This window comes from Cytobacillus sp. C11.1 (assembly GCF_058145115.1).
Genome location: NZ_CM176935.1, coordinates 4,273,767 through 4,285,490 on the forward strand (window position 1 = coordinate 4,273,767; position 11,724 = coordinate 4,285,490).

The 11,724-nt window shown below is 41.6% G+C and carries 10 protein-coding genes; all 10 read right to left on the reverse strand.

Going from position 1 to position 11,724, the window contains the following annotated elements; genetic code table 11:
- Positions 1-42 precede the first annotated feature (42 nt).
- The 10 genes from topA to rplS all read right to left on the reverse strand — a co-directional run bounded on the left by topA (position 43) and on the right by rplS (position 11,580).
- Positions 43-2,118, reverse strand: coding sequence for a type I DNA topoisomerase (gene topA / locus AC3ZVC_RS21125; protein WP_490065107.1), 2,076 nt, complete (start codon positions 2,116-2,118; stop codon positions 43-45).
- Positions 2,119-2,810: 692 nt separating this feature from the next.
- Positions 2,811-3,686, reverse strand: coding sequence for a DNA-processing protein DprA (dprA, locus tag AC3ZVC_RS21130; protein ID WP_490065108.1), 876 nt, complete (start codon positions 3,684-3,686; stop codon positions 2,811-2,813).
- A gap of 138 nt (positions 3,687-3,824) precedes the next feature.
- Positions 3,825-4,727, reverse strand: a complete 903-nt coding sequence (gene sucD, locus AC3ZVC_RS21135) for a succinate--CoA ligase subunit alpha (protein ID WP_110065705.1) — start codon at positions 4,725-4,727, stop codon at positions 3,825-3,827.
- Positions 4,728-4,864: 137 nt separating this feature from the next.
- Positions 4,865-6,025, reverse strand: coding sequence for an ADP-forming succinate--CoA ligase subunit beta (gene sucC, locus AC3ZVC_RS21140; protein WP_490065109.1), 1,161 nt, complete (start codon positions 6,023-6,025; stop codon positions 4,865-4,867).
- A gap of 313 nt (positions 6,026-6,338) precedes the next feature.
- Complete coding sequence (locus AC3ZVC_RS21145) at positions 6,339-6,635, reverse strand: EscU/YscU/HrcU family type III secretion system export apparatus switch protein (RefSeq protein WP_490065110.1); 297 nt, start codon at positions 6,633-6,635, stop codon at positions 6,339-6,341.
- Positions 6,632-8,536 (reverse strand): hypothetical protein, encoded by a 1,905-nt coding sequence (locus AC3ZVC_RS21150; RefSeq protein ID WP_490065111.1) that lies wholly within the window; start codon positions 8,534-8,536, stop codon positions 6,632-6,634. The genes AC3ZVC_RS21145 and AC3ZVC_RS21150 overlap by 4 nt, the downstream gene beginning before the upstream one ends.
- A gap of 11 nt (positions 8,537-8,547) precedes the next feature.
- Complete coding sequence (gene rnhB / locus AC3ZVC_RS21155; RefSeq protein WP_490065112.1) at positions 8,548-9,327, reverse strand: ribonuclease HII; 780 nt, start codon at positions 9,325-9,327, stop codon at positions 8,548-8,550.
- A gap of 86 nt (positions 9,328-9,413) precedes the next feature.
- On the reverse strand, positions 9,414-10,286 hold the full coding sequence (ylqF, locus tag AC3ZVC_RS21160) for a ribosome biogenesis GTPase YlqF (RefSeq protein ID WP_490065113.1): 873 nt from the start codon (positions 10,284-10,286) through the stop codon (positions 9,414-9,416).
- A gap of 69 nt (positions 10,287-10,355) precedes the next feature.
- The gene (gene lepB, locus AC3ZVC_RS21165) at positions 10,356-10,907 is read right to left on the reverse strand and encodes a signal peptidase I (RefSeq protein ID WP_490065114.1); all 552 of its coding nucleotides are present in this window, start codon (positions 10,905-10,907) and stop codon (positions 10,356-10,358) included.
- Between the two features lie 328 nt (positions 10,908-11,235).
- Positions 11,236-11,580, reverse strand: coding sequence for a 50S ribosomal protein L19 (gene rplS, locus AC3ZVC_RS21170; protein ID WP_009330779.1), 345 nt, complete (start codon positions 11,578-11,580; stop codon positions 11,236-11,238).
- Between the last annotated feature and the right edge of the window lie 144 nt (positions 11,581-11,724).

The window sequence follows — 11,724 nt, forward strand, 5'->3', positions numbered from 1 at the left end:
TTCACATCCTGCAATAGAAAAGAGTGAGCATTAAGCCCACCCTTAACTTTGCTTTTCTTCTTTATAGTCGCATTCCACGCACTGAACCTGGACACCTTTTTTGAGTTTTTTCTCAACAAGCAAGTTGTCGCATTTCGGACAGCTTCTCGGCAGCGGCTTATCCCATGAAATGAAGTCACATTCAGGAAACCTGTCACAGCCGTAGAAAATCCGGCGTTTCTTGCTTTTTCTTTCTATTATATTTCCTTCTTTGCATTTCGGGCATTTGACTCCAATATCCTTAACGATTGGTTTTGTATTGCGGCAGTCAGGGAAATTGCTGCATGCCATGAACTTGCCGTAACGTCCCATTTTGAACACCATAGGACTTCCACATTGCTCGCAATCTTCTCCTGCAGGTTCATCCTTGATTTCAACTTCCTGCATTTCCTTTTCTGCCTTTTCCAGATGCTTTTCAAAATCACCGTAAAATTCATCGATGACCTGTACCCAATTTACTTTGCCTTCTTCCACGTAGTCCAGGTCTTTTTCCATCTTGGCCGTAAACTCTATATCGAGTATCTCCGGGAAGAATTCCATGACTAGTTCAAGTACAATTTCACCAAGCTCAGTCGGAACAAACCGTTTATTATCCAAAGCGACGTATCCGCGTTTTTGGATCGTATCCAGTGTCGGAGCAAAAGTTGATGGGCGTCCAATCCCCTGCTCTTCAAGAGTCTTTACCAGTCTTGCTTCTGTATACCTTGGAGGAGGCTGGGTAAAGTGCTGCTTGGGTTCAATATCCTTCTTTAAAACCTCATCCCCTTCCTTTAGGTCAGGGAGCATATTATCCTTTTCTTCAGCCTGGTCATCCGTACCCTCTACATATACTTTCATAAAGCCAGGGAATTTAACTTTGGAGCCAGTAGCCCGGAAAATCACTTCCCCATTCTTTAGATCCACACTCATTGTATCCATAACAGCTGGTGCCATCTGGCTGGCGACAAAGCGTTCCCAAATAAGCCTGTATAATCGAAGCTGATCACGTGATAAATATTCTTTTAAACTTGCTGGTACCTTTAATGTACTTGTTGGACGGATCGCCTCGTGAGCATCTTGGGCGTTGCTATTTTTCTTTTCTTTTTTCTTTTCACTTTGCAAAAACTCTTTGCCGTAAGAGCTTTGAATATATTCTGCTGCTTCACTTTGGGCAATCTCGGAAATTCTGGTCGAATCCGTTCTCATATAGGTAATTAAACCGACCGTTCCTTCTTTTCCAAGGTCGATCCCTTCATAAAGCTGCTGGGCCAGCATCATCGTTTTCTTGGCACGGAAATTTAGTTTTCTTGCCGCTTCCTGCTGAAGAGAGGAAGTTGTAAACGGAGCAGCCGGATTCCGCTTTCTCTCTTTCTTGGTAACAGAAGCAACTTCAAATTTATTTCCCTTCATTTCACTCAGGATTTTTTGGACATCGCTTTCAGATTTCAATTCAACTTTTTCATTTCCCAATCCATAAAAAGCTGCATCAAAAGCTGTTTTTCCTTTTAAGAATTCTCCTTCAATCGACCAGTATTCTTCTGGGATAAAGTTCTTTATTTCTTTTTCACGGTCGATAATTAATCGGACTGCAACGGATTGAACCCTTCCCGCACTCAAGCCCTTTTTGACTTTCTTCCATAATAAAGGACTAATATTATATCCAACCAGCCTGTCTAGCATTCTTCTTGCCTGCTGTGCGTCTACCAAATCCATATTAATCGGTCTCGGATGCTTAAAAGATTCTTTGATAGCATCCTTCGTAATTTCATTAAAAACGACGCGGCACTCCGAGTTAATATCCATATCCAGGCTATGGGCCAAATGCCAGGCAATTGCCTCTCCTTCTCTGTCAGGGTCAGCCGCGAGATAAATTTTCTTGGCTTTTTTGGCCGCTGATTTCAGTTCTTTTAAAACAGGGCCCTTTCCGCGAATGGTTATGTACTTCGGTTCAAAGTTATTTTCCACATCTATGCCCATTTGACTTTTTGGGAGATCCCTGACATGCCCCATAGAAGCTTTAACCTTATATTTCTTTCCAAGATAACGTTCAATCGTTTTCGCCTTTGCTGGTGATTCAACGATTACAAGAAACTCTGACATCAATAGTCCTCCTTGAGAGGGAATTTTAACATTCAGGACATAATCAATTTTGAAGGACTGTAACATGCCTTTCTAAGATTGATCTTTTATTGTAGCTGAATGGCATTATATATATCTTAATTTCGAAAAAACATTTCTTTGCTATCTCCGGATTCGTAACATTCATTTAATCTGCTGTATTACCCTTTTTCAATAGGGCAGCTTGCATTTCTAGCTGCTTTGCTCAACTCTAAGTGAAATATTCATTATTATTCTACATTCTATTCAGCTTTGTCAAACATAAACGGATTATTTTCGAAACCGTTTTCAACGTTTAAGTTAAATAATACTGTATTCAAACTTCCGTTTTCACTTACGGATACCTGTTGCAAAATGTATAACAGTTTTAATAGAATTTCAACCTTTTTGTAAAAAATCCTTTAAATTAATAAGGAAAAAAGATTTTTTATTGCGAGATAGAGAGCCAAATTCCACCGGCCGAAGGCTCACTATCCAATGCTTGGTAAAGGCTGTTTTCGCTTAAACAAGTAGTGAGGAGAGGCTGATTTCCGCTAAAGGGATGCGCGCTTCCCGCGGCAGTTTTAGAAGCCTCCCAGGGGAGTCTCCTGAAACACACTTCTCCCGCAGATGTTGAGCACCTTCCACACTATAAACACTTTCTCTAATTTAGAGAACACTCTTTCTTAAATAGCTTAGTAAATCAATTCCTCAAGTATATCTTCTGCAGTTTTTACTAGCTTGGCCCCCTGTTGTACTAACTCATTTGTCCCCGCTGAATAGGCACTAAAAATACTTCCCGGAACGGCAAAAACTTCCCTGCCTTCTTGAACAGCATAGTTAGCAGTAATGAGGGAACCGCTTTTGCTTTTTGCCTGGATAATCAAAGTGCCTCTGCTAATGCCGCTGATTATGCGGTTCCTCATTGGGAACTGCCACCTTGATGGCCTTGTATTAGGCGGATATTCAGAGATGACTAGATGATTTTTCATCATTTCATAAGCGAGTTTTTGATTGGCCTGGGGGTATATATGAAAAAGTCCTCCGGCAATGACGCCAATTGTTTTTCCACCATTTTTAATAGCTTCTTTATGTGCAATCGCATCTACACCTGCCGCAAGGCCGCTGACAATGACAACTCCGTTTTGGATAAGTTTAGGGAACAAATATTCAATAGCCCGCTCACCGTACTCTGTAGCCTGCCTCGAACCGACCACTGCAAGATGAGTTCCAGTTTTCAGAAGATCTGCATCACCTTTTGCATATATAACCCAGGGAGGCTGGTAGGTTTCTTTTAAAAGCACCGGGTAATCTTCATCAAAGAGGGTAATTATTTTAATGCCATTAGGAGAGTATTGGCGAATTTGTTCCTGAATTTTATTTGAATGAAGATCATGGAGAGTTTCTGAAAAGGAATCCTGATTTAAAATGAATTGGGGATTTGAATTGTAAAACGGATCATTGTAAAGGAATTTTAATTGGGGATCTTTTTTTAGGATGCTAAAAATCATTTTCCAGCTCACGCCTTTGCAATGATGTAAATGAGCCAGCTTCATATTGAATTCTTCCATGGGGAGCCTCCTTAGTTTTAGAAAAAAATAAAAAAAGTGCTGGAGAAGGGATTTAAGTGAAGGGAAATGCAAGGGGATTAACAATGTAGAAATAGCCCCCCATTATACAGGGGGACTACTCTTATAAAAATCAGTTAATTAATGAGTTTTACACTTATCATAAAGGCCTTTTTCTTTTAAGACCTTAATTAGAGTTTCACCCATAACAGATGGAGTATCTGCTACTTGAATTCCGCACTCGTTCATTACACGGATCTTTTCGTCAGCAGTTCCTTTTCCTCCGGAAATGATAGCGCCAGCATGGCCCATGCGTTTTCCAGGAGGTGCAGTGCGTCCGCCGATGAAGCCTACAACAGGTTTAGTCATGTTAGCTTTAACCCACTCTGCAGCTTCTTCTTCCGCAGTTCCGCCGATTTCTCCGATCATGATTACAGCGTAAGTCTCAGGGTCTTCATTGAATGCAGATAATACATCGATGAAGTTTGTTCCATTAACCGGGTCTCCGCCGATTCCAACAGCAGTAGATTGGCCAATTCCAGCCTGTGATAACTGGTGTACTGCTTCATATGTCAACGTTCCTGAACGTGATACAACCCCTACATGTCCTTTAGTATGGATGTATCCTGGCATGATACCAATTTTGCACTCATCAGGAGTGATAACGCCTGGGCAGTTTGGTCCTACAAGGCGAGTTTTCTTGCCTTCCATGTAACGCTTAACTTTGACCATATCCAATACAGGAATATGCTCGGTGATACAGATTGCAAGATCAAGTTCAGCATCTACCGCTTCAAGAATTGCATCTGCAGCAAACGGAGCTGGAACGTAGATAACAGAAGCGTTCGCGCCTGTTGCTTTAACTGCTTCCTCCACAGTATTGAAAACGGGAACACCTTCTACTTCTGTGCCGCCTTTTCCTGGAGTAACACCGCCGACAATTTGAGTGCCGTATTCAAGCATTTGCTTTGTATGAAAAAGGGCAGTTGAACCTGTAATCCCTTGAACTATAACTTTAGTATCTTTATTAATAAATACGCTCACGTTAATTCTCCTTTCTGGTTTCCAGAGATGCCCTTCCGGGTCGCCAGAACTTAAGCCAAGCAAGTTGCAGAAATAATAAATCCTGCTTCAGGCTGGTTTAGTGCTGCCGCACCTGAACGGCCGCTCATTTTATAGTTTTAACCTACTAATGAAACGATTTTTTGCGCGCCGTCAGCCATTGATTCAGCTGCGATGATATCAATATCAGATTCAGCAAGGATCTTCTTGCCCAATTCAACATTTGTGCCTTCCAAACGGACTACTAAAGGCACGTTTAAGCCTACTTGCTTCGCTGCTTCTACTACTCCAGTAGCGATGACGTCACATTTCATGATTCCGCCAAAGATATTAACAAAAATACCTTTTACGTTTTTGTCAGAAAGGATGATTTTGAAAGCTTCTGTAACTTTCTCTGCTGTAGCTCCGCCCCCAACATCAAGGAAGTTGGCCGGGTCTCCGCCGTAATGCTTAACAATATCCATTGTGGCCATTGCCAAACCTGCACCATTAACCATGCAGCCGATGTTTCCATCTAGGGAAATGTAGCTAAGATCGTATTTTGAAGCTTCAATTTCCTTCGCATCTTCCTCTTCTAAGTCACGAAGAGCCAGGATGTCTTTTTGACGGTAAAGTGCATTAGAGTCAAAGTTTAATTTCGCATCCAAGGCCATTACCTTTCCGTCTCCTGTTACAACAAGAGGATTGATTTCAGCAATGGAGCAATCCTTGTCAATATACGCTTTGTATAAGCCCATCATAAATTTTACAGCTTGTCCAACAAGTTCAGTTGGAATATTGATATTGAAAGCGATACGGCGTGCCTGGAATCCTGTTAAACCAAGAACTGAATCGATTTCTTCCTTGAAGATTTTTTCAGGCGTTTTTTCTGCCACTTCTTCAATTTCTGTTCCGCCCTCTTCAGAAGCCATTAAAACAACGCGGGACGTCGCACGGTCCAATACTAAACCAACATAGTATTCCTTTTTAATGTCACAGCCTTCTTCAATAAGCAGGCGCTTTACTTCCTTACCTTCCGGGCCAGTCTGGTGTGTCACAAGCGTTTTTCCTAAAATCTCACTTGCATATGTACGTACTTCTTCGAGGTTTTTGGCAACTTTTACACCGCCAGCTTTTCCTCGTCCTCCAGCATGGATTTGCGCTTTAACGACACAAACCTCAGTGCCAAGTTCTTTGGCAGCTTCCACAGCTTCCTCAACTGTAAATGCCACTTTTCCGTTCGGAACTGCTACCCCGTATTGTCTGAGGACTTCTTTACCTTGATACTCATGTATATTCATTTCCCATCCTCCTATCTAACTCTTCAAAAAATAGACTGCGCTTTCATTTTATAAAATGACACTACCCTTGTCTACCATTAACTCTAAAATATTATATTTCTTTAAAAATTAAAAATATTAAAATGCCTCTAAACCCCTGTATTCAATGTGATTTTTGACATTACCAACAAATAAATTATTTTATTAAAATAAAGAAAACTGCCTTATTGACAGTTTCCACTTTGCGCAGTTTTTATGGTTTTTCATGATGTAAACGCTATCAATTTTACTGTTCTTTAAGACCGGAATACAAATATTGGTTTAGCAGTATAAATTATTTCCCTCCAAGCTTTTTGCCTGCTTCTTGATCTGCCCTGTAGATAAAAGCAAAAACCTCAGCAACTGCCTGAAAGAGTTCTTCAGGTATCCCTTCATTAATATCGAGTTTTCCAAGAAGCTCAACCAAAGTAGGGTCTTCCTGGACGGGAACGTTGTGTTCCTTTGCTTTTTCTAGAATGTTCTCAGCAGCCATGCCCCTTCCCTTTGCCGATACTTTAGGAGGAGCCTGCCCCTGTGGATCATATGTAAGTGCAACCGCTTCTTTTCTTTGACTATTATTCTCTTTTTTCATACTCTCAAATCCACCCCGGTAAATTGGTTTACTTGTACAAGAGAAGACAATGATTCCCTCTTTTTTAAGGAATCGCCAGCTGTCACCGCGTTTTGAAAAGTAACAGTCGACAGCTTATAATTCAGTTTAGCCAGGCTTTCCTTTAATTTACCAGTTAGTGGATCTGCCAGTGACTTCATCGCCTCATGCTCGTTAATAACAGATATATTTATAATTCTGTGCTGGACATGCAGGTCAACGATGGTTTCCTTTAGATGCTCCAGGTTTAAATAAAAAAGCACCCGGCAATGGCTGGGGTCAATTTCTCCCGTTTCTGTTTTTCTGCCGCTCCACTGCATCGTCAAATCAGAGACTTTCCCCCATAATGGAACAGGCAGCTGAAAGACAAAGTGCTGCTGCGGCCCAGCTTCCTGTGAGAGAGCCTGGAAGCCGGTTATTTTATGAAGAAGCCTTTCTGCAGCATCTTTAGCTGAAAACGGCACTTCTTCGCTTAAAAGGCCTAAAAGCAGGGGTTTAAGCGATTCCCATTTTGCAGCTGTCCCATCCTCCGCTTGTTTCAAAAAATTAACCATGTCATGTTCATGGGATAGCCCCAATGCCTGAATCAGTTTTTTTAATTGGCCTTTAATAATTTGCTGGTCAACCCTAAAAATACTTTCAGGCTGAATACTATTTTTCAAATCTGCCAGTAAAGCTCTTTCCTGTCTTTGGAGCTTTGCCGACAAGGAATTATTCTCTTCTGCCAGAAAGCTGCCAAGCTTACCTGATGCCAGTTTCAATTCCGATTCACCGAACATGGATAAGTAACGGTTTTCTGAATTGCTGCCATTATCTTTCAAATATAAAAGCATAGCTTCTTTTAATAAAGGCATGGTCACTTTGTTTTCCACAGGAAATGATATTTGGCCTGTTCGAATACTACTTAAAATCCTTTGAACCTCACTTAAAGCTTGTGATTGTCCGCTAGACACCTGAAGATCGCCCATTCCCCTGATCAGCTTTGCCAGATTTAAAATAAACTCTTGCCTCTGTCCGGATTGGTTTGTTTGGAGCAGTCCCTTTATGCACTCCAAAATTGGATGCTTCCCCGAGGTATGGATCCTTAGGCTCCATCGATCTATTGCCTGCTTTAATGCCGTTTCCTCATTCACAGACCATTTTACTAATTGCAGAGCCTTCAGGATGTTAAAAGCCGCAAGCGAGTTCGCCTGGCTCTTTGTGCTCAGCCATTCGGCCGCCAGCCCGGCTGCAGCAGCTGCACCAGTTTTTTCTCTTGCAGTCTGTGTAAAATTATTTAATAGGATCCTTATTTTTTGGCCTATTGCAGTTATTCCATTGTGATTTAACTGCTGCAGCAGTTTATCCATAAGAACTGAAACTGAATCACCATTATTAACTGAAGATAAGGCTAAAAATACATTTTTTGTATAGGGCAATTGCCTGACGATTAACTCCTTCACTGTTTGAAGTCCGTCTTCAAAGGATTCACCTTCGCTAAGCCAATCGGAAGCCAGATGCAGCGTTTCACCCGTAATTGGAAGCTGTTCCTTTAAAAAATATTGGACAAGCAATTTATTTTCTTTTGATGCCGGCAATGACAGCTGGGCAAGAAGGCTTCCAACCGGTGAAGCCATATCGGCTTTCCCTGCTGATTCCATCACTTTAAGCCGTATCTTCCCTTCACCAGGCTGTACTTTAAACCAGTATCGGCTATTGGCTGATACTGGTATTTCAAGCTGCGCAATTGCTTTAAGAGACCCAATTTGAACCTCTGCCGTCTGATTTGGAAATAGCTTAACTATTTTCCCGCTAACTATTTGGCCAGGCCAAAAGGAAGCGGATTTTCCCAAGTAGATTTGGTCTTGCCTTACTAATGTCTTGATCATTTCAGACGGCTTCATATCTTCACCTTCTAATGGCTTTCTGTAATATAATCCTTGACCGGAGCGAAGCTTTTTCGGTGATGCGGAGTTATGCCATGTTTTTTAATGGCTTCAAGATGCTCCTTTGTGCCATAACCCATGTTTTGTGCAAATCCATATTGCGGGCAGCTTGCTGCAATTTCAGTCATCATACGGTCTCTAGTGACCTTGGCAATGATGGATGCTGCCGCAATCGATATGCTTTTGCCGTCTCCCTTAATAATCGCTTCCAAGGGATAAGGCGTTACAAGCTTAACCGCGTCCACCAAGAGAAAGTCGGGCTTGGGATTCAGCCCTTCAATCGCTGACAGCATCGCTTTTTTTGTCGCCTCAAAAATATTGATGCGATCGATTTCCTTCGGTTCAATTATGCCAATGCTAATGGATTCAGCTTTAGCATGAATTTCTTCATAAAATTCATTTCTTTTTTGTTCAGAAATTTTTTTTGAATCATCAAGGCCTGGCAGAAAAAAAGATTCCGGCAAAATGACTGCTGCGGCAACGACAGGTCCAGCAAGCGGCCCTCTACCCACTTCATCAATGCCTGCTATATACCGAAAGCCTTGAGACCTGTATCTGTTTTCAAATTGTGTCATCTCAACATGCTTCTCATAAATCTTTTTCTGCAGCTCCTGCCGGGAATTCCACTTATTTAAAAGCTGCTGTACACCTTTTCTGTCATCGTTTTGTATAGAAAGAATAAATGGATCTTTCTGAATGTCAATCGTATTGAGTTTCTCCTCAATCTGGCGAATCGTTAACCTTGCCATCTCTTTCTCCTTTTCCCATTAATGTATGTATCGGCATTTCTTCAAAAAAATAAAGGCCTTCCACTATTAGAAGGCCTCATTTTTACTTATTCGGCTTCACTTTTTTCAGCCATTTCCTGAGGAAGCTCCAATGTAATTGGCCCCAGTTTCTCTGAACGGAATTCTCTTATAACCAATTCAGTTACTTTATCATAATCAATTACCCCGCCGCCCATCAGACAGCCTCGGAGCTTTCCAATTTTATCAAACAGCTCTACAATATCTGTCGGGAACTCTTCAAGCTGATAACGGTCTTTCATCCTATCCGGATACCTTTTTTCAAGGAAGCGCAGAGCATACACAGCAACATCCTGCAGATTCAAAATGGTATCTTTGATTGCTCCTGTCAGGGCAAGCTTAAGCCCAACTTCCTGGTCTTCAAATTTAGGCCAGAGAATTCCTGGCGTATCCAGCAGTTCCAGTTCCTTGCCTACTTTTATCCACTGCTGGGCTTTGGTAACGCCGGGAGTATTTCCTGTCTTGGCGATATTCTTTTTAGCAAGACGATTGATCAGAGTTGATTTTCCGGCATTCGGAATTCCTACGATCATCGCACGTATCGCTCTCGGTTTAACACCCTTTGCTTTCATGCGGTCAAATTTTTCTTGCAGTATATCCTGTGATGCAGTCACGATTTCTTTCATGCCCTGTCCTGCCTGCGAATTTATGGCTATAGCTCTGACACCTTTTTCTTTAAAATATTTTATCCACTGATTTGTAGCTTCTTTATCTGCCATATCCGCTTTATTCAGCAAAACAAGCCGAGGCTTATGCTGAATGATTTCGTCAATCATCGGATTTCGGGAAGAGTACGGAATTCTTGCATCGACAAGTTCAAAGATGATATCTACCAGCTTTAGTTTTTCTGTAACCTGCCTCCGGGCTTTCGCCATATGGCCGGGAAACCATTGGATGGTCATGGCTGGCACCTCCTGCTTTAAGTAAATGTTCAAAAAAAAAGCTTACACCGGACCTTTTGAACTGCTTCTTTAATTCACAATCCGAATATCTTCAATAGGCCAGTAGATAACGCCAGCATCACCTAAAACCTCTTCAAGCGGAACCGGCCCAATATGGCGGCTATCCTTGCTGAACCTGCGGTTATCGCCCATTACAAACAAATGCCCTTCCGGCACTGTTTCCTGCCCTATTTTTTCTTTAAGCGTAAACGGTTCTGTTAATGGACCGTCTATAACCTGCTTTTTATACGCATCCAAATAAGGCTCTTCATACGCTTTCCCGTTTACAAAAAGCGTATCGTCTTTGTATTCGATCTTATCTCCAGGGAGCCCGATCACTCTTTTAATGTAATCCTTGTTTTCAGGAGCATGGAAAACGATAATATCAAAGCGTTCAGGCTCTCCGAATTTATAACTGAATTTGTTCACAATCATTCTGTCCTGGTCATGCAAAGTAGGCATCATGGACAAACCGTCGACCACAATCGGCGCAAATAAAAAATATCTTATAACTGCCGCTAACAGGACTGCGATCACAAGTGCCTTTGTCCATTCCCATAACTCATTTTTCTTTTTTGCCATTCAATTCCCCACCATTCTTCAGTCAAAAATTATCCTTAAGGCCGTCTGTCCTTCAGGGAAACGCTCTGCATCTCAAATTATTGCAGGAAGTGTTTTCTATTTTTTATTTTACAAAAATTTGTCTCAATAAACACGATGGGAATCTCATTTATATATTATTTAACATTTATGTAATATTATTAGCATAAATAAGAAAGCGCAAGGCGCCCGACTATGCGACAAGGCCCTCGAGCAAATGCGCCTGGAGCTAGACAAGTTATCGAAGTTCAAATTCAATTTAATGAAAGAAAAAGGAGCTTGATAATCAAGCTCCTTCTTTTTTCTCTTATTAGCGAATTTCTTTGATACGAGCTTTTTTACCGCGTAGGTTACGCAAGTAGTAAAGTTTCGCACGGCGGACTTTACCGCGGCGGATAACTTCAAGCTTCGCAATCTTTGGTGTGTGTACAGGGAATGTACGCTCAACGCCTACACCGTAAGAAATCTTACGAACTGTGAAAGTTTCGCTGATTCCACCACCACGACGCTTAATCACAACACCTTCGTATACCTGGACACGCTCACGTGTTCCCTCAACAATACTAACGTGTACACGTACAGTATCACCAGGACGGAAAGAAGGAAGGTCTGTACGAAGTTGTTCTTTTGTGATTTCTTCGATTAATTTTTGCATCGTTTTCAACTCCTCTCAACAGACGCTCTTGCACAACCTTTTGTTTGCAGCGGAACATCTTTATCAGACGCAAACTGAACAAGTTCAGCCTAAGTCACAAAAAGTATCATACCATACTTGGACGGCAACTTCAACGTTATTTGC

What these genes read in the sequence shown, in the direction of transcription:
- ylqF (WP_490065113.1), bottom strand. Translation starts at nt 10,286, where the DNA reads ATGACCATCCAATGGTTTCCCGGCCATATGGCGAAAGCCCGGAGGCAG.
- AC3ZVC_RS21145 (WP_490065110.1), bottom strand. Translation starts at nt 6,635, where the DNA reads ATGAAAAAAGAGAATAATAGTCAAAGAAAAGAAGCGGTTGCACTTACA.
- AC3ZVC_RS21150 (WP_490065111.1), bottom strand. Translation starts at nt 8,536, where the DNA reads ATGAAGCCGTCTGAAATGATCAAGACATTAGTAAGGCAAGACCAAATC.
- rplS (WP_009330779.1), bottom strand. Translation starts at nt 11,580, where the DNA reads ATGCAAAAATTAATCGAAGAAATCACAAAAGAACAACTTCGTACAGAC.
- dprA (WP_490065108.1), bottom strand. Translation starts at nt 3,686, where the DNA reads ATGGAAGAATTCAATATGAAGCTGGCTCATTTACATCATTGCAAAGGC.
- rnhB (WP_490065112.1), bottom strand. Translation starts at nt 9,327, where the DNA reads ATGGCAAGGTTAACGATTCGCCAGATTGAGGAGAAACTCAATACGATT.
- topA (WP_490065107.1), bottom strand. Translation starts at nt 2,118, where the DNA reads ATGTCAGAGTTTCTTGTAATCGTTGAATCACCAGCAAAGGCGAAAACG.
- lepB (WP_490065114.1), bottom strand. Translation starts at nt 10,907, where the DNA reads ATGGCAAAAAAGAAAAATGAGTTATGGGAATGGACAAAGGCACTTGTG.
- sucC (WP_490065109.1), bottom strand. Translation starts at nt 6,025, where the DNA reads ATGAATATACATGAGTATCAAGGTAAAGAAGTCCTCAGACAATACGGG.